This is a genomic window from Agrobacterium sp. K11, from assembly GCF_059429395.1.
This window is the reverse complement of sequence record NZ_JCAHRB010000009.1, coordinates 364,388-381,352: the sequence shown is the minus strand read 5'-3', so window position 1 is coordinate 381,352 and position 16,965 is coordinate 364,388. Positions and strand designations below refer to the sequence as shown.

Annotated in this window: 17 protein-coding genes; 11 read left to right on the top strand and 6 right to left on the bottom strand. The window is 58.4% G+C overall.

Features of this window, described 5'->3' with window-relative positions; genetic code table 11:
* Positions 1-214: 214 nt before the first annotated feature.
* The 3 genes from hrpB to AC5SEO_RS18325 all read left to right on the top strand — a co-directional run bounded on the left by hrpB (position 215) and on the right by AC5SEO_RS18325 (position 4,690).
* On the top strand, positions 215-2,701 hold the full coding sequence (gene hrpB, locus AC5SEO_RS18335) for an ATP-dependent helicase HrpB (RefSeq protein WP_065662909.1): 2,487 nt from the start codon (positions 215-217) through the stop codon (positions 2,699-2,701).
* Positions 2,702-2,730: 29 nt separating this feature from the next.
* Positions 2,731-4,038: an ActS/PrrB/RegB family redox-sensitive histidine kinase gene (locus AC5SEO_RS18330; protein WP_080800691.1), complete on the top strand. Its 1,308-nt coding sequence runs from the start codon at positions 2,731-2,733 to the stop codon at positions 4,036-4,038.
* A 67-nt stretch (positions 4,039-4,105) separates the two neighbouring features.
* On the top strand, positions 4,106-4,690 hold the full coding sequence (locus AC5SEO_RS18325) for an ActR/PrrA/RegA family redox response regulator transcription factor (protein WP_003516258.1): 585 nt from the start codon (positions 4,106-4,108) through the stop codon (positions 4,688-4,690).
* Positions 4,691-4,749: 59 nt separating this feature from the next.
* Here AC5SEO_RS18325 and AC5SEO_RS18320 read toward each other — a convergent pair whose 3' ends face one another.
* Positions 4,750-5,235, bottom strand: coding sequence for an MmcB family DNA repair protein (locus tag AC5SEO_RS18320; protein ID WP_013635204.1), 486 nt, complete (start codon positions 5,233-5,235; stop codon positions 4,750-4,752).
* Positions 5,236-5,418: 183 nt separating this feature from the next.
* Between AC5SEO_RS18320 and AC5SEO_RS18315 the strand changes: the two genes are divergently transcribed.
* Entirely contained in the window at positions 5,419-6,120 is a 702-nt protein-coding gene (locus tag AC5SEO_RS18315) for a L,D-transpeptidase (RefSeq protein WP_003516268.1), read from the top strand.
* A gap of 152 nt (positions 6,121-6,272) precedes the next feature.
* Here the strand turns inward: AC5SEO_RS18315 and AC5SEO_RS18310 are convergent, their stop codons facing one another.
* From AC5SEO_RS18310 to hslV, 4 genes are all read right to left on the bottom strand, one after another.
* Positions 6,273-8,441, bottom strand: a complete 2,169-nt coding sequence (locus AC5SEO_RS18310) for a malate synthase G (protein ID WP_174068702.1) — start codon at positions 8,439-8,441, stop codon at positions 6,273-6,275.
* 121 nt (positions 8,442-8,562) lie between these two features.
* Complete coding sequence (locus AC5SEO_RS18305) at positions 8,563-9,528, bottom strand: DUF1402 family protein (protein ID WP_003516272.1); 966 nt, start codon at positions 9,526-9,528, stop codon at positions 8,563-8,565.
* 188 nt (positions 9,529-9,716) lie between these two features.
* Entirely contained in the window at positions 9,717-11,024 is a 1,308-nt protein-coding gene (gene hslU / locus AC5SEO_RS18300) for an ATP-dependent protease ATPase subunit HslU (protein ID WP_003516274.1), read from the bottom strand.
* 87 nt (positions 11,025-11,111) lie between these two features.
* A complete protein-coding gene (gene hslV / locus AC5SEO_RS18295; protein ID WP_003516283.1) occupies positions 11,112-11,636 on the bottom strand; it encodes an ATP-dependent protease subunit HslV in 525 nt (174 codons plus the stop codon).
* Between the two features lie 203 nt (positions 11,637-11,839).
* On the opposite strand from hslV, the gene hisB reads away from it, so the two are divergent.
* The 7 genes from hisB to coaA are packed head-to-tail and all read left to right on the top strand — an operon-like array spanning position 11,840 to position 16,462.
* Complete coding sequence (hisB, locus tag AC5SEO_RS18290) at positions 11,840-12,436, top strand: imidazoleglycerol-phosphate dehydratase HisB (RefSeq protein WP_003516285.1); 597 nt, start codon at positions 11,840-11,842, stop codon at positions 12,434-12,436.
* A 23-nt stretch (positions 12,437-12,459) separates the two neighbouring features.
* Complete coding sequence (locus tag AC5SEO_RS18285) at positions 12,460-12,954, top strand: DUF2628 domain-containing protein (protein WP_025594749.1); 495 nt, start codon at positions 12,460-12,462, stop codon at positions 12,952-12,954.
* A gap of 1 nt (position 12,955) precedes the next feature.
* Entirely contained in the window at positions 12,956-13,606 is a 651-nt protein-coding gene (gene hisH / locus AC5SEO_RS18280) for an imidazole glycerol phosphate synthase subunit HisH (RefSeq protein WP_003516289.1), read from the top strand.
* 1 nt (position 13,607) lies between these two features.
* Positions 13,608-14,351, top strand: a complete 744-nt coding sequence (gene hisA, locus AC5SEO_RS18275; RefSeq protein ID WP_013635199.1) for a 1-(5-phosphoribosyl)-5-[(5-phosphoribosylamino)methylideneamino]imidazole-4-carboxamide isomerase — start codon at positions 13,608-13,610, stop codon at positions 14,349-14,351.
* Positions 14,348-15,124 carry an imidazole glycerol phosphate synthase subunit HisF gene (gene hisF / locus AC5SEO_RS18270; protein WP_003516294.1) on the top strand — a complete coding sequence of 259 codons (777 nt, stop codon included), beginning with the start codon at positions 14,348-14,350 and terminating at the stop codon, positions 15,122-15,124. Before hisA ends, hisF begins: the two co-directional genes overlap by 4 nt.
* 16 nt (positions 15,125-15,140) lie before the next feature.
* Positions 15,141-15,464, top strand: a complete 324-nt coding sequence (locus AC5SEO_RS18265) for a phosphoribosyl-ATP diphosphatase (protein ID WP_149910353.1) — start codon at positions 15,141-15,143, stop codon at positions 15,462-15,464.
* Positions 15,461-16,462 carry a type I pantothenate kinase gene (gene coaA, locus AC5SEO_RS18260; RefSeq protein WP_019565929.1) on the top strand — a complete coding sequence of 334 codons (1,002 nt, stop codon included), beginning with the start codon at positions 15,461-15,463 and terminating at the stop codon, positions 16,460-16,462. Before AC5SEO_RS18265 ends, coaA begins: the two co-directional genes overlap by 4 nt.
* A 48-nt stretch (positions 16,463-16,510) precedes the next feature.
* Here the strand turns inward: coaA and lysM are convergent, their stop codons facing one another.
* The gene (gene lysM, locus AC5SEO_RS18255; RefSeq protein WP_003516300.1) at positions 16,511-16,960 is read right to left on the bottom strand and encodes a peptidoglycan-binding protein LysM; all 450 of its coding nucleotides are present in this window, start codon (positions 16,958-16,960) and stop codon (positions 16,511-16,513) included.
* Positions 16,961-16,965: the final 5 nt, after the last annotated feature.

The following is a 16,965-nucleotide window of genomic DNA, read 5'->3' as shown; positions in this document are numbered from 1 at the left end:
GGAGGCATAGAAAGGACTGAATCCTCGTCCCTTTTGGCGGCACATGCGGGAACCCCTTCCCACCCTTCACGACAGATAGCTTGCGAAGAACCGCAATTTTGCCGGAAGAGCTCTTGCGAAACCCTCTCCGCCGGCTGTCAAAGCACCGGGCCGTGCTTTAGAAACGGCAGAAGAGACGCTTAGACATCAACCCGATTGCCCCAGGCCTGTTTGCATGACCAGAACGCCAGCCCATATAAAGATCGATCTGCCCGTACTTCCCGTCAGCGACGTTCTGGCCGAGATTGCCCAAGCGTTGGACGGGTCAAAGCGTGCCGTTCTCTCGGCTCCGCCGGGTGCGGGCAAAACAACGCTGGTGCCGCTTCATCTCCTGCGTGAGGAATGGCGGGGCGACGGCAAGATCATTCTTCTCGAACCACGTCGGCTTGCCGCCCGGGCCGCGGCTGGACGCATGGCTGATCTTCTTCAGGAGAATGTTGGAGAAACCGTCGGCTATCGTATGCGGCTCGACAATCGCATCTCCTCAAGAACCCGGATTGAAGTGGTGACTGAGGGTGTCTTTGCCCGGATGGTTCTGGACGACCCGGAACTTGCCGGCGTTTCGACGGTGATTTTCGACGAGTTTCACGAACGTTCACTCGATGGCGATTTCGGACTGGCACTTGCGCTCGACGTTCAGGAGGGACTGAGAGACGATCTGCGCATCCTCGTGATGTCCGCCACCCTTGATGTGGAACGCATCAGTGCGCTGATGGGCGATGCCCCTGTCATTGAGAGCCTCGGCCGCACATATCCAATCGACATACGCTACGAGGACCGCTGGCAGGGTGTGCCTGTCGAAGAGAAAGTCACAAAGGCGATTACCGAAGCTCATGCATCGGAAACAGGCTCCATTCTTGCCTTCCTTCCGGGGCAGGCAGAAATTACTCGCACGGCCAACCGGCTGGAGGGGCGTTTTTCCGACGATACAGATATCATCCCGCTTTACGGCAATCTTTCGCAAAAGGAGCAGGATGCGGCGATCAAGCCGGCACCGGCCGGACGGCGCAAGATCGTGCTTGCCACATCGATCGCAGAAACATCGATCACCATAGACGGCGTGCGTGTGGTGATTGATAGCGGGTTGCAGCGACTACCGGTTTTCGAACCGGCAACGGGAATCACGAGACTGGAGACAGTGCGGGTTTCGCGCGCCTCCGCCGACCAGCGGGCGGGCCGAGCCGGACGAACGGAACCCGGCGTTGCGATCCGCCTGTGGCATCCGGGACAGACGGCAGCGCTCAACGCCTTCACGCCACCGCAAATTCTGGCGAGTGATCTTTCCGGCTTTGCACTCGACCTCGCTCATTGGGGCGTTCATGATCCTTCCGCGCTTTCATTTCTGGATGCCCCTCCCGAAGCGGCATTGAAGGAATCGATCGCGCTTCTCAAAAATCTGGGCGCACTCGATGAAAGCGGCGCGCTCACACGACGCGGCCACCTGATGCGCAGCCTCTCACTACCGCCACGGCTTGCGGCAATGGTAATTGCAGCGGGGAGCGAAGGCGCGGGAAAAAAGGCGGCGATGCTCGCTGTCATGCTGACGGAACAGGGACTGGGCGGAACCGACATTGATCTCGATGAAAGATTGCGGCGCTTTCTTTCCGAGAGAAGCGAAAGGGCGCAAGCGGCGCGCAAGCTGGCGTCTAGACTTCTAGATGCGATCGGCGATGCGCAGACTATGAATGAACAGCCAAGCGAGGCTGGCCCCTTGCTGCTGCACGCCTATCCGGACCGGATTGCGCTTCAGCGAGGAGCGCGCGGTCGTTATGTGATGGCGAACGGCCGGGGTGCAGAACTTGCCGAAACCGAGCGGCTGGCGGCGAGCAGGATGCTGGTGGTTGCCGATATTACGGGGCGTGCGGCACAGCCGCGCATCCTTTCCGCAGCAAGCATCGAGCGTACCGATATAGAAGAGCGGATGCCGCATCTTATTGTGCAGCAGGACCAGCTGCTGTTTGACAAGGCAAGCGGTCAGGCGCGTGCACGCCGCGTCACGCGCCTAGGCGCCATCATCCTCGACGAAACGCCCCTGCCCCGCCCGGAGGGTGAACAGGCGGCGCAGGCACTTGCCAACGGCGTTCGGGAATTTGGTGTCGGAATTCTTCCGTTCACAAAAGAAACCCAGCAGTTGCGCGACAGGATAGGCTTTCTGAATGCCAGCATCGGCGACCCCTGGCCGGATGTCAGCGATGCTGCATTGCTTTTACGGCTGGATGAATGGTTCGTGCCCTTCCAGCACGGCGCCCGCAGCCTTCAGGATATCCGGCCCGGCAGCCTTTCCGAGGGACTTTTAGCCCTGGTGCCTTATGAGGTCGCACGCGATCTCGGCAGGCTTGCGCCAACGCATTTCGAAGCGCCGACGGGCCAGCGGCATCCTATTCGTTACGATGCCAGCGAACCAACGCTTTCCATTCGTGTGCAGGAGCTTTTCGGGCTGACGGCTCATCCCGCCATCGCGCAGGGGCGGTTGCCGCTGCTGTTGGAATTGACCTCGCCGGCGCACAGGCCGATACAGACGACACGCGATCTTCCGGGTTTCTGGGCAGGATCGTGGAAAGATGTGCGGGCGGACATGCGCGGGAGGTATCCGCGCCATCCATGGCCTGAGGACCCGGCATCGGCATTGCCGACCAGCCGCGCAAAACCGCGCGGAACGTGATGACGATGAAAAGCACAAAGGAGATGAAGGTGGCTGGCCATCCGATTGAAACAACAAGGCTTGGCCGCGCCAGCCGCAGGATAAGGCTGCAAACCATCGTATGGTTGCGCTGGCTGGCGGTGGCCGGGCAAAGTGCGACGATCCTGCTTGTTGCTTTCGGCTTGAACTTCCCACTGCCACTTCTGGCTTGCAGCCTTTTGATCGGTGCACTGGCGCTTGCCAACCTGTTTCTCACTGCGCGTTTTCCCTCCACCTATCGTCTGGAGCCCTGGGAAGCGACATTGCTGCTGGCATTCGACCTGCTGCAATTGACGGCGCTCATCTACATCACCGGTGGTCTTTCCAATCCTTTCGCACCGCTGATCTGCGTGCAGGTCATCATCGCCTTCGCCTCGCAGCCGCTTCGGCACTCGCTTATTCTGCTCGCCTTTGCCGTCATCTGCTCGACGGCAATCGCTTTTTCGCCGTTTCCGGTTCCGTGGTATCCCGGTGAGGTGCTGCCGATCCAGCTTCTGCTGCATGTGGGCACCTGGGTCGCGATCATTGCCACGACCTCTTTCGCGGCCTTTTATGCCTATCGCGTTTCACACGAGGCCAATCAGCTGGCCGATGCGCTGGCTGCGACCGAACTGGTGCTGGAGCGGGAAAAACATCTCTCGCAGCTAGACGGTCTGGCCGCCGCTGCGGCACACGAGCTGGGCACGCCGCTGGCGACAATCAGCGTCGTCGCCAAGGAAATGGAACGGGAACTCGGAAATGATGAAAGGTTTGGCGAAGACATAGCGCTGCTGCGCAGCCAGAGCGAAAGATGCCGGGATATTCTGCGCCGCCTTACATCACTTTCCACCGATGATGAGGAGCATATGCGCCGCCTGCCGCTCTCCTCGCTGATTGAGGAGGTGATGGCGCCGCACCGGGAATTCGGCATCCGTCTCGATCTCGTCGAAAAGAACAACCGGATCGACGAGCCGGTTGGCATCCGGAATGCCGGCGTTATTTACGGGCTGGGCAATCTCATCGAAAACGGCGTGGACTATGCGCGGGAAAAAGTGACCGTGACCGTGGACTACGATTCGCAGAATGTCGCCGTCACCATTGAGGATGATGGACCGGGTTATGCCCATGACGTGCTTGCCCGCATTGGTGAACCCTATGTGACCGAACGTCACAACGATACCCGGGCGGGAGGGCTGGGACTCGGGCTTTTCATTGCAAAGACATTGCTGGAACGCTCCGGCGCCACCGTTACCTTCGAAAATCGCGGTTTGAGCGGAACCGGAGCGCGGGTCACAATCATCTGGCCTCGAGCGCTTATGGACGATAAAAGAGACCGTTGACTTTACCATCCACGTGGAAGCGGCGATAAGAAGAAAAAACCGACTAAGTTGCCGAAAGGCCTGAGACATGACGACAGAAGACCAGACCCCCATCAGCGCGACAACGGATGACGACGACCCGATCGGAGCTGACAGATCGCTGCTGATCGTCGATGACGACGGTCCCTTCCTGCGCCGGCTTGCCCGGGCCATGGAAACACGCGGATTTATCGTCGATACCGCCGAGACGGTCAGCGAAGGCATTGCCCGTTCCAAGGCTGCGCCGCCCAAATATGCGGTCGTTGATTTGCGGCTTACGGATGGCAATGGTCTCGAGGTCATCGAAGCCATCCGGCAGTACCGGGACGATACGCAGATTGTCGTCCTGACCGGCTACGGCAATATCGCAACCGCCGTTACCGCAGTGAAGCTTGGGGCGCTGGATTATCTTGCCAAACCGGCCGATGCGGACGATGTCTTCAATGCGCTGACGCAGCGCAAGGGTGAAAAGACTGAAGTGCCCGAAAACCCGATGTCGGCCGACCGGGTGCGTTGGGAGCATATTCAGCGCGTTTATGAAATGTGCGAGCGCAACGTCTCGGAAACCGCCCGCCGGCTTAACATGCACCGTCGAACGCTGCAGCGCATTCTGGCGAAACGCGCGCCGAAGTAGAGCATTTACAGTACAAGTGAGAAGCGGTTTTACGTCTGGATATGGTCTGGAACCGGGCATTACTCTCCGAAGCTGCGCCCGGTCGTCCACTCCGCCAGCATCAGCCGGGTTGCAGCGGTTCTCGAGAAATCCAGCATCACCGATTTGCGGGTTGCGGGCGGTAATTTATGCTCCGGCGCATCGCGAAGCATATGGGCGCCATAGCCATCCGACAGGATAAGCCCACATTCTTCCGGAAAGATTTCGACCGGCACTTCCGGATGGGTGGCGAAAAACAGCCGGTCGCAATGCAGGCGGTATTCCGGCCATTTGCGATCGACGCGGAAGTCCTCGATCGAGGATTTGATTTCGATAATCCAGATTTCACCCTTTGCCGAAAGGCTGATGAGATCGGCCCGTCGTCCGCTTGCAAGCGGCAGTTCCGGCAAAACCGAATGTCGCATCTCGTGCAAAAGCACCTGAACGCCGCGGCGCACCAGCATCGCCTTGTCCGACTGGCGACCGTCGATTAACGGATTATTGTTGGTAAGCGAAAGAATAGTCATGGATAAAGGCTACTGAGGCGTTTGGCCTATTGTTGCAAAAAGGCAATCAACCGGCAATTTTAAAGTCACATTCGTCCTGCAGCAGCGTATCGGCTTGCCAAGAACGGCTTAATGGAAAATAACCGATTTATCCAATTAAGCCTACTCCTTCGCACAATTTGGCGAATTTTCCGCGAGAACGATATGCGCATCCGTACCTCATTGACTGCACTCGGTCTGACGGCAGCACTGGCTCTGGCCGGCTGCGCCGAAACCACATCCCAATCATCCGGCCAGGTAGCGGCGTCAGTGCCGGTCGCTAACCCGGTTCCGGCAAAGGTCGAAACCGTCCAGATCTTCAACGATGTTTACGGCCCTGTGACCGACGCGGGCTATGCGCTGCCCGCCATCCCGATCAATCGTGTGAACGAGAAGTTCCGTCGTCAGATCGTCGAATTCCAGAATAACGAACGGCCGGGCACGATCATCGTCAATACGCGTGAGCGTTTCCTTTATTATATCCTGCCCGGCAACCGCGCAGTTCGTTACGGCATCGGCGTTGGCAAGGCTGGTTTTGCCTGGGCCGGCGAAGCCTATGTCGCCTGGAAGCAGGAATGGCCGATGTGGCATCCGCCGAAGGAAATGGCTGACCGCAAGCCGGAAGTCGCAAAGTATGTCGAGGCAGGCATGGGTCCGGGTCTTTCCAACCCGCTCGGCGCGCGCGCCATGTATCTCTTCAACGAAAAGGGACAGGACACGCTGTTCCGTATCCACGGTTCGCCTGAATGGGCATCGATCGGCACCGCCGCCTCTTCCGGCTGCATCCGCATGATCAACCAGGACGTCATCGACCTTTACAGCCGCGTCCGTCCCGGCCGCAGCACCAAGGTTGTCGTGATCCAGTAAGATCAGATACCAGACAAAGAAAAAGCCGCCGTGGAATTCCCGGCGGCTTTTTTGTTTCTGGAGCATTCCCAGTAAAAGTGCATAGCGGTTTTAAGGTAGAGCACGTCGAACATTCCGTTCAGACAAGACGTGCTCTGGAGTGCCTGTCAGCCTCAAGCCGCCTGCTTCGCCTTCAGTTCGAGGCGACGGCGGTGCAGAACCGGTTCCGTATAACCGTTAGGCTGCTCCCGGCCTTTCAGCACAAGTTCGACGGCGGCCTGAAAAGCGACCGATCGTTCAAAGTTGGACGCCATCGGCAGATAGGCCGGATCTCCGGCATTTTGGCTATCGACCACGGCGGCCATACGTTTCATGGTCTCAACGATCTGCTCTTGCGTAACCACGCCATGGCGCAGCCAGTTGGCCATATGCTGCGCGGAGATGCGCAGCGTGGCGCGGTCCTCCATCAGTCCGACATTGTTGATGTCAGGCACCTTGGAGCAGCCGACGCCCTGATCGACCCAGCGCACGACATATCCCAGAATGCCCTGCGCGTTGTTGTCGAGTTCGCGCTGGATTTCCTCGGGCGTCCAATTGGGACGCGGCACGACCGGCACCGATAGAATATCGGAGAGTTTTGCCCGGCCCCGGCTTTTCAGTTCGTCCTGAACGGCTGCGACATCGACCTTGTGATAATGTGTGGCATGCAGCGTCGCAGCCGTGGGTGAAGGTACCCAGGCGGTGTTGGCGCCTGCCTTCGGATGCGCGATCTTCTGCTCCAGCATGGCGGCCATCAGGTCAGGCATGGCCCACATGCCCTTACCGATCTGCGCATGGCCGGAAAGGCCGCATTCCAGACCGATATCGACGTTCCAGTTCTCGTAAGCCGCAATCCAGGCCGCCTGTTTCATATCGCCCTTGCGGATCATCGGACCCGCTTCCATCGAGGTATGAATTTCGTCGCCCGTGCGGTCGAGGAAGCCGGTATTGATGAAGACGACCCGGTCTTTTGCCGCGCGAATGCTTTCCTTGAGGTTGACCGTGGTGCGGCGTTCCTCGTCCATGATGCCCATTTTCATGGTGTTCGGCGCCATGCCGACAAGCTTTTCGGCCCGCGTGAAAATCTCGTTGGCGAAGGCGACTTCCTCCGGCCCGTGCATCTTCGGCTTGACGACATACATGGAACCGGCGCGGGAATTCTGGCGACGGCCGGAGGGGCCGACATCGTAAAGCGCAATCAGCGCTGTGACGACGGCGTCCATGATACCTTCCGGCACCTCGCGGCCATCCTTGTCGAGGATCGCCGGATTGGTCATGAGGTGACCGACATTACGCACCAGCATCAGGGAACGCCCCGGCAGAGTAAGTGCTCCACCATCGGGGGCGGTGTAATAACGATCCGGGTTGAGACTACGGGTGAAGGTGTTACCGCCCTTGGACACCTTCTCCGTCAGGTCGCCGCGCATCAGGCCAAGCCAGTTGCCATAAACCAGCACCTTGTCCTCGGCATCAACAGCGGCAACGGAATCCTCGCAGTCCATGATGGTTGTCAGCGCCGATTCGAGAATGACATCCGAGATGCCCGCCTTGTCACCCTTGCCGATTTCCGTCGAGGGATCGATGACGATCTCGGTGTGAAGACCATTCTTGCCAAGCAGGATCGTTGCCGGCTTTTCCGCATCGCCGGTAAAGCCCTTGAATTGCTCGGCATCTTTCAGGCCCGTTTTGCTGTCACCGATTGCAAGCTGCAAGAGGCCGTCAACGATCTTGAAGCCGGTCACATCCGACCAGCCTGCCGTTTCGAGCGGAGCTGATTCGTTGAGGAAGTTCCGCGCCCAGGCAATGACCTTTTCGCCGCGTTTCGGATTATAGCCCCTGCCCTTTTCCGCACCATCGGCGTCAGAAATGGCATCCGTGCCGTAAAGCGCATCGTAAAGCGAACCCCAGCGGGCATTGGCGGCGTTCAGCGCATAACGGGCATTCATGACCGGCACGACAAGCTGCGGGCCTGCGACAGCGGCAATTTCCGAATCGACGTTGCTGGTTTCGACCTTGAAGCCGGGTCCTTCCGGCAACAGATAGCCGATTTCCTTCAGGAAGCCCTCATAGACATCAAAATCCGTCGGGGCGCCATTCTGCCGGTACCAGCCATCCAGTTTTTCCTGCAAGGCGTCGCGCTTTGCGAGCAATTCACGATTCTTGGTGGAAAGCTCGTGGACGATGGCCGAAAAGCCTTCGAAGAAGGTTTCTGCATCAAGACCCGTGCCCGGCAGAACGTCATCCGTCAAAAAAGCATAAAGCCTGTCATCAATGGAAAGACCGAATTTATTGGTGCGGCTCATATGCGCCTCCTCTTTATCTTAAGGGCGCAGATTGGACGCTGAGGGAGGCGCTCGTCAATTGCGAGAGGCAACCAAATATTATTTCCGTTTTGGAAAGAATGCCGACGATAATCGTCTTTTTCTACAAAAGCGCCTGCAAATCCTTGATGCGATCGTTCACCAGCCAGCCGTAATAGTTTTCTTCCGGCAAAAGCGGCTGTTCCCCACCTGCGGCGCGCTGACGATTTTTCTGGGCGAGAGCGGCAGCGCGCTGCGCGGATCCGCCGACATTATAAAGCGTGGACGTTACACCAGGATTTTTGGAAACATCCATGTCGGCAATCGACCTGTAGTCGTCGATCGATTTGCGGATGGAAGCTGCCATGAAGGCGAGCGAGCGATCCGGGTCCATGATGGCGGTATAAACGGCGGTCGCATCGTTTTCGTCGAGCTTCTCATAACCTGAGGTTTTCGACACCATGTCGGACAACATCAATGCCGTGAGCGGATTGATCTGGCCGAGACCGAAGGTCTGTCCGGCATAAAAGGGCTGGAAAAATACAGCGCTGAAACGATTGTTCGGATAGGCAACGCCATCTACCGTCTTGCCGCGGAAGCTGTCGTCCCAGACGTCTTCCCGACAGTTCCAAAGGCTATAGGAATCCTTTTTCGACTGGCACCTGGCGAATTGCGAATGCGTCAGAAACTGCGCGATGGTTTCGTCCTTGTAGCCGAAACGGAAGCTGCTGCCGGCATAGGAGGCGGCCTTGACGTAGTAGGATTGCAGGCGGTCATAGGCGTCGACGTTATAGGTATGCTCGCCGACAATCGCCCCGATCATGTGGATCGGATCGATACCGTAGCGCCCGGCGGTAGACTTGATCTTGCCGATCAGTGCCTTGTCGGAAGACAGGAGGTCGATCACCTTCTGGTATTTACGCTCGAAAGACGTATTGGAACCCTTGGTTCGACGTGCGGAAGCCCCCGGAATGCCCGGCTGTTCGGCATTGCGATTGCCAGGCGGGACGACCGTCGCGGCCTCGGCATAAGAAGACGAGACGACGGTGAACGTCAAAGCGGCGGCAAATGCCAGAAGAGTTTTGCGCACGAGCGAATGCCTTTTCTCAAGCCGACCTCTCCCGAACCAAGAGAAAACCGGACCATTCCATAAAGCGGTTCCAACCGGAATGCAGCCTTTCCCATAAACAAAAAGGGGGCTGAATGCGAGACAAGGCCGTAAAATAAAAGAGTGCGGCAAATGTGGCCGCACTCTCGTGTCTTTGCTCTCCAAGATATTCAGAGAATATAGCGGGACAAATCCGTATCGGCAGCAAGATCGCCGACGTGCTTTTTGACATATTCCTGATCGATCTTGACGGCAGAGCCACCACGATCCGGTGCGTTGAAGGAAATCTCGTCGAGAACACGCTCCATCACCGTCTGCAGGCGGCGCGCACCGATATTCTCGACCGACGAGTTGAGATGAACGGCCACGTCGGCCAGAGCGTCGATCGCATCGTCCGTGAAGTCGAGATCGAGTTCTTCCGTCGCCATCAGCGCCTTGTACTGGCGGATGAGGCTTGCTTCCGTCTCGGTCAGGATACGGCGGAAATCCTCTTTCGTCAGCGGCTTCAGCTCGACACGGATCGGCAGGCGGCCCTGAAGCTCCGGCAGAAGGTCGGACGGCTTTGCCACATGGAACGCGCCGGAAGCGATGAACAGAACGTGGTCGGTTTTCACCGGCCCGTATTTGGTCGAGACAGTCGTGCCTTCAACGAGCGGCAGAAGATCGCGCTGCACGCCTTCACGCGAGACGCCGGCACCCATGCCGCCATCGCGCGCAGCAATCTTGTCGATCTCATCGAGGAAGACGATGCCGTCATTTTCCACCGACTTCACCGCTTCGCGCTGGATCATGTCATTATCGAGCAGCTTGTCGGATTCGTCGCGAACGAGATCGGTATAGGATTTCGAGACGGTGGTGCGCACCTTCTTGGTACGTCCGCCCATCGCCTTGCCGAACATTTCCGACAGGTTGAGAACGCCGATATTGGCGCCCGGCATGCCGGGTATTTCAAAGCCGGGCATGCCCGAACCGCTGTCGGCCACTTCGATGTCGATTTCCTTGTCGTCCAGCTCGCCATCGCGCAGCTTCTTGCGGAAGCTCTCACGTGTCGCGGGTGACGCGGTCGATCCGACCAGTGCGTCGAGCACCCGCTCTTCGGCGCTCTGATGCGCCTTGGCCTGTACTTCCGCGCGCTTCTTTTCACGCACGAGGCCAATGCCAATCTCGACCAGATCGCGGATGATCTGCTCGACATCGCGACCGACATAACCGACTTCGGTAAATTTGGTCGCTTCGACCTTGATGAAGGGCGCGCCGGCAAGCTTGGCGAGACGGCGGGAAATCTCCGTCTTGCCGACACCGGTCGGTCCGATCATCAGGATGTTTTTCGGCATCACTTCGTCGCGCAGGCTCTCATCGAGCTGCTGGCGACGCCAACGGTTGCGCAGTGCAATCGCGACCGCACGTTTCGCATCATGCTGGCCGATGATGTGGCGATCCAGTTCCGAGACAATTTCCCGGGGAGAAAAAGTGGTCATTCTGTCCTCTCGGCTTTCCTGTTCCGACCGGCCATTCTGGCCCGGCCCACAGGACCCTTGGGTGAGAAATGGGGGTGAGAAATATGCTTACTCGGCGTCGAGGGTTTCGATGACGAGGTTATGGTTGGTGTAAACGCAGATATCGGCGGCGATATCGAGCGACTTGCGCGCCACCTCCTCTGCCGACTTGTCCGTATCCATCATGGCGCGGGCAGCCGCAAAGGCGTAGTTGCCGCCGGAGCCGATGGCGATCGCGCCATGTTCGGGTTCCAGCACGTCACCATTACCGGTGATGGCGAGTGTCGTGGATTTGTCGGCCACCAGCATCATGGCTTCGAGGTTGCGCAGATATTTATCCGTGCGCCAGTCCTTTGCAAGCTCTACGGCCGCGCGCATGAGCTGACCGGGATATTGCTCGAGTTTCTTTTCGAGACGGTCGAGCAGCGTGAAGGCATCCGCCGTTGCGCCGGCAAAACCGGCAATCACTTCACCCTTGCCAATGCGTCGAACCTTGCGGGCATTGCCCTTCATGACGGTCTGGCCAAGACTTACCTGACCATCGCCAGCCATGACGACCTTGCCGCCCTTCCTGACTGTAATAATCGTTGTCATCAAACACCTGTCTGCCCTACCGGGCCTGCGGTTAACGGGCCGGCATCCGGCCCTTCTTGGCATCTATGTAAGTTTGCTTTTCACGATTGCAAATCCTGCCCGCACTGCACTGTTTTGCGCAGATCATGCAAGACGATGGAACAACTGGATATTTATGTCTCGTGCTGATAAGGAACGGCGACATTTTCACGGAGCGGCCAAAGATGGCAGAACGTAAAGGCGAGATCATCCGCAAGACCAACGAAACCTCGGTTTCGGTGCGCGTGGATATCGACGGCACCGGCAAGTCGACAATTTCCACCGGGGTGGGATTTTTCGATCATATGCTGGACCAGCTAAGCCGCCATTCGCTGATCGACATGGATATCGAGGTTCAAGGTGACCTGCATATCGATGATCACCATACGGTGGAAGATACCGGCATCGCCATCGGCCAGGCCATCGCGAAGGCATTGGGTGACAGGCGCGGCATTACCCGCTACGCCTCGCTCGATCTTGCCATGGATGAGACGATGACCAAGGCTGCCGTGGATATTTCCGGCCGTCCCTTCCTCGTGTGGAATGTCAACTTCTCCGCGCCCAAGATCGGCACATTCGACACCGAGCTTGTGCGCGAATTCTTTCAGGCGCTGGCCCAGAATGCCGGCATCACGCTGCATATCCTGAACCATTACGGCGCCAACAACCATCATATCGCCGAAACATGCTTCAAGGCCGTTGCCCGCGTTCTTCGCGCGGCAACCGAGATCGACCCCCGGCAGGCAGGCCGCGTTCCCTCGACAAAGGGCATGCTGGCCTGACCGCCAAAGCTGTCAGGAAGCCCATGACAAGCTATCTCGTTCTGGAAGCCCCCAACGGGCCGGACAGGGACCACAAGACGACCCGCTTCATAGCAGACCGTTTCGTCTGGCTGGCACTTATTGCGCCCTGGCTGTGGCTGGCCGTAAACCGGCTGTGGCTGGCCGCGATCGTCGTATTTGCAGTTCTCGTTCTGGCCGGTTGGGCATCAATGTTACCCGGATTCGAACCGGTGGGCATTTTGTGCAGCGTCGCCATTGCCCTCATCACTGCACTGGAGGGGCGCGATTTTCTCGTCCGGCACCTGATAGGCAAGGGCTGGAAGATGACCTCGGTCATTTCCGCCCCTGACCTTTCGAGTGCCGAAGAGATATATTTCTCCGATCTTTCCGAAAATACCGAGCCGTCGGGACAGCTGTCGCAGCCGGTATGGACACCCTCGCCGCAGAAGAGCGGTGACAAAAACTTCGTCAACGATCCCTCCGGATCGTTTCTTTTCGACTTGAATGGAAGGCGCTGACATGCGCGTCGCGATCATCGACTACGGTTCTGGCAACCTGCGTTCGGCCACCAAGGCTTTCGAGCGCGCCGCCCGCGAAGCCGGCATTAATGCAACCATTGACCTGACCGATAAGCCGGATCACGTCGCATCTGCGGACCGCATCGTACTGCCAGGCGTCGGCGCCTATGCCGATTGCCGCGCCGGTCTCGAAGCTGTGCCCGGCATGCATGAGGCGCTTATCGAAGCCGTCGAGAAAAAAGCTCATCCCTTCCTCGGCATCTGCGTCGGAATGCAGCTGATGTCTTCGCGCGGTCTCGAAAAGACTGTCAGCACGGGGCTTGGCTGGATCGAAGGCGATGTCATTGAAATGACGCCCTCCGATCCGACGCTTAAAATCCCGCAGATTGGCTGGAATACGCTGGAAATCCGGCATCAGCATCCCCTGTTCGACGGTATCAGGACCGGCGCTGACGGCTTGCATGCCTATTTCGTGCATTCCTATCATCTGGCGGCGAAACATCCGGCGGATGTCATCGCCACCACCAATTACGGTGGCGCGATGACGGCTTTCGTTGGTCGCGACAATATGGCTGGCGCGCAGTTCCACCCGGAAAAAAGCCAGACGCTCGGCCTCGCCCTGATTTCCAATTTCCTGCGCTGGAAGCCCTGACATGATTCTTTTTCCCGCAATCGATCTTAAAGACGGCCAGTGCGTTCGCCTGAAACTCGGCGATATGGAGCAGGCAACCGTTTACAATACGGACCCCGGCGCGCAGGCGAAATCCTTCGAGGACCAAGGCTTCGAGTGGCTGCATGTCGTCGATCTCAACGGTGCCTTCGCTGGCCAGACGGTGAATGGCGAAGCGGTAGATGCCATTCTCAAGGCCACGACAAACCCGGTGCAGCTTGGCGGCGGCATCCGCACTCTCGATCATATTGAGGCGTGGCTCAGCCGTGGGCTTGCCCGCGTCATTCTCGGCACCGTGGCGGTACGCGATCCCGTTCTGGTTATCGAAGCCTGCAAGCGTTTCCCCGGTCAGGTCGCTGTCGGCATCGACGCCAAAGGCGGCAAGGTTGCTGTTGAGGGCTGGGCGGAAGCCTCAGAACTCGGCGTCATCGAACTTGCCAAACGTTTCGAAGGTGCCGGCGTTGCCGCCATCATCTACACCGATATCGATCGCGACGGCATTCTGGCTGGCATCAACTGGGCCTCGACACTCGAACTGGCAGATGCCGTGTCGATCCCGGTCATCGCCTCCGGCGGCCTTGCTTCCATCGAAGACATCAAGCGCATGTTGCAGCCGGATGCCGCAAAGCTAGAGGGCGCAATTTCAGGCCGCGCGCTTTATGACGGGCGCATCGATCCTGCCGAGGCGCTCGCCCTCATCAAGGCTGCCAAGGAGATAAGCGCATGACCCTCAAAGCCCGCGTTATTCCCTGCCTCGATGTAAAAGACGGCCGAGTCGTCAAGGGTGTGAACTTCGTCGATCTTATCGACGCCGGCGACCCAGTCGAGGCGGCGAAGGCCTATGATGCGGCGGGAGCGGACGAACTCTGCTTTCTCGACATCACTGCCTCGTCCGACAATCGCGACACGATTTTCGACGTGGTATCGCGCACGGCCGACCATTGCTTCATGCCGCTGACCGTCGGCGGCGGCGTCCGCGCCGTGGCTGACATCCGCAAGCTGCTTCTCTGCGGTGCAGACAAGGTCTCCATCAATTCCGCAGCGGTGAAAGATCCTGATTTCGTCGCGCAGGCTGCCGACAAATTCGGCAACCAGTGTATCGTCGTCTCCATCGACGCCAAGCGGGTTTCGAAGGACGGGGAAGACGGGCGCTGGGAGATCTTCACGCATGGCGGACGTCAGCCAACCGGAATCGACGCCGTGGAATTTGCCATCAAGATGGTCGAACGCGGTGCCGGCGAATTGCTCGTCACCTCGATGGACCGCGATGGCACCAAAAGCGGATACGATATCGGCCTGACACGCAGCATTGCCGATCAGGTTCGCGTGCCCGTCATCGCCTCGGGTGGCGTCGGAACGCTGGATGATCTGGTAGCCGGCGTTCGCGATGGCCATGCGACTGCGGTGCTTGCCGCTTCCATCTTCCACTTCGGCACCTATTCGATCGGGCAAGCCAAGAGCTACATGGCCGAGCATGGCATCGCCATGCGTCTCGACTGATTGCAGGAACCTTTCCATGAGCGCATTTTCCCTTTCCGATCTGGAACGCATCGTCGCGACACGCGCCGCCGCCTCTCCCGATGAATCCTGGACGGCCAAACTTGTTGCGGCGGGCCAGGAACGTGCGGCGAAAAAACTGGGCGAAGAGGCTGTTGAGGCCATCATCGCCGCCATCGCGAAAGACCGCGACGGGCTGAAAAACGAGGCCGCCGATCTGCTTTATCACCTGCTGGTGGTGTTGAAGATCGCCGACATTCCCCTTGCCGACGTCTTTGCCGAGCTGGAGCGCCGGACCGGACAGACCGGACTTGCGGAAAAGGCAGCGAGGCCGACATCATGAATGTCAAGGCAGGCAGCGGGGAGAGAGGCATGCCGAGCACACTCGATCATTTCCGCCCGGATGAATATTCGCCCTATCACTTCTTCAGCTCGGAAGAATGGGCAAAGTTTCGCGCCGACACACCACTCACCCTTTCCGCCGACGAGGTCAAAAGACTGCGTTCGCTGGACGACCCGATTGATCTGGACGAAGTGCGGCGTATCTATCTGTCGCTGTCGCGCCTCCTGTCATCGCATGTGGAAGCATCGCAGCTGCTGTTCGAACAGCGCAACCGCTTCCTGAACATGGCGGATGTCAACAAGACGCCCTTCGTCATCGGCATTGCCGGGTCGGTGGCGGTTGGAAAATCGACAACGGCGCGCATTTTGAAGGAGCTTCTGGCCCGCTGGCCTTCCAGCCCGAAGGTCGATCTCATCACCACCGACGGGTTTCTTTACCCGAACGAGGTGCTGCGGCGCGAAAACCTGATGGAGCGCAAGGGCTTTCCGGAAAGCTACGACATCGGTGCGCTGCTGCGTTTCCTCTCGGCGATCAAGGCGGGCCAGCCGAATGTGAAGGCGCCACGCTACTCGCATCTGACCTATGACGTGCTGCCGAACGAATTCACTGTCATCGACCAGCCGGATATCCTCATCTTCGAAGGCATCAACGTGCTGCAATCACGCGACCTGCCGGCGGGCGGGCGGATCGTGCCGATCGTTTCCGACTTCTTCGATTTCTCGATCTACATCGATGCGGATGAGGACTTCATTCACAACTGGTATGTGAACCGGTTCATGAATCTGCGGCAAACCGCCTTCCGGGACCCGAATTCATTCTTCAATCGCTATGCGTCGATCAGCGAAGAGGCGGCGCTCAGCATTGCCGAGGGCCTCTGGCAGAACATCAACCTGAAGAACCTGCGCCAGAACATCGTGCCCACGCGTCCACGCGCCGATCTTATCCTGCGCAAGGGCAAAAACCACCTGATCGACACGGTTGCGCTTCGCAAGTTGTGAAAGATGCCGCAAAAGCGGCATCTCCATCGCAGCGGTTAAAATCCGTTATTAGGCAAGGTCAGGAATGCGCAGGACCTGACCGGGATAGATTTTATCGGGATGGGTCAGCATCGGTTTGTTGGCTTCGAAGATGATGTTGTTCTTGCCACCATTTGCCTTGCCGTACTGGGCTTCAGCGATCTTCCAGAGATTATCGCCCTTCTTGACCGTGTAGAAAACGGGTTCCTTCGCCGGCGCTTCTGCCACCGTCAGTTCGCCGGCCTCGACCTTCGAAATGCCGAGCGTATTGCCAACGGCGATGACTGCCTTTTCGAAAATCGACTGGTCGGCCACTTCGCCCTTCAGAACGACCTTATCGTTCACCACCTCGACCTGAACCTTGTCGGTGCCGAGATCGTGGGAAGCGAGTTCTTTTTTGACGGCTTCGACATCGGGGGCATCATCTCCACCGATACCAAGCTTCTTTCCCGCTTCCTTGATGAAATTGAACAGACCCATAGCAC

Excerpts from the sequence above, each read along its gene's own strand:
- hisF (WP_003516294.1), top strand. The coding sequence starts at position 14,348 with ATGACCCTCAAAGCCCGCGTTATTCCCTGCCTCGATGTAAAAGACGGC.
- hslU (WP_003516274.1), bottom strand. The coding sequence starts at position 11,024 with ATGACCACTTTTTCTCCCCGGGAAATTGTCTCGGAACTGGATCGCCAC.
- AC5SEO_RS18320 (WP_013635204.1), bottom strand. The coding sequence starts at position 5,235 with ATGACTATTCTTTCGCTTACCAACAATAATCCGTTAATCGACGGTCGC.
- hisH (WP_003516289.1), top strand. The coding sequence starts at position 12,956 with ATGCGCGTCGCGATCATCGACTACGGTTCTGGCAACCTGCGTTCGGCC.
- AC5SEO_RS18325 (WP_003516258.1), top strand. The coding sequence starts at position 4,106 with ATGACGACAGAAGACCAGACCCCCATCAGCGCGACAACGGATGACGAC.
- AC5SEO_RS18265 (WP_149910353.1), top strand. The coding sequence starts at position 15,141 with ATGAGCGCATTTTCCCTTTCCGATCTGGAACGCATCGTCGCGACACGC.
- lysM (WP_003516300.1), bottom strand. The coding sequence starts at position 16,960 with ATGGGTCTGTTCAATTTCATCAAGGAAGCGGGAAAGAAGCTTGGTATC.
- AC5SEO_RS18310 (WP_174068702.1), bottom strand. The coding sequence starts at position 8,441 with ATGAGCCGCACCAATAAATTCGGTCTTTCCATTGATGACAGGCTTTAT.
- hisA (WP_013635199.1), top strand. The coding sequence starts at position 13,608 with ATGATTCTTTTTCCCGCAATCGATCTTAAAGACGGCCAGTGCGTTCGC.
- coaA (WP_019565929.1), top strand. The coding sequence starts at position 15,461 with ATGAATGTCAAGGCAGGCAGCGGGGAGAGAGGCATGCCGAGCACACTC.
- AC5SEO_RS18315 (WP_003516268.1), top strand. The coding sequence starts at position 5,419 with ATGCGCATCCGTACCTCATTGACTGCACTCGGTCTGACGGCAGCACTG.
- hisB (WP_003516285.1), top strand. The coding sequence starts at position 11,840 with ATGGCAGAACGTAAAGGCGAGATCATCCGCAAGACCAACGAAACCTCG.
- AC5SEO_RS18285 (WP_025594749.1), top strand. The coding sequence starts at position 12,460 with ATGACAAGCTATCTCGTTCTGGAAGCCCCCAACGGGCCGGACAGGGAC.
- hrpB (WP_065662909.1), top strand. The coding sequence starts at position 215 with ATGACCAGAACGCCAGCCCATATAAAGATCGATCTGCCCGTACTTCCC.
- hslV (WP_003516283.1), bottom strand. The coding sequence starts at position 11,636 with ATGACAACGATTATTACAGTCAGGAAGGGCGGCAAGGTCGTCATGGCT.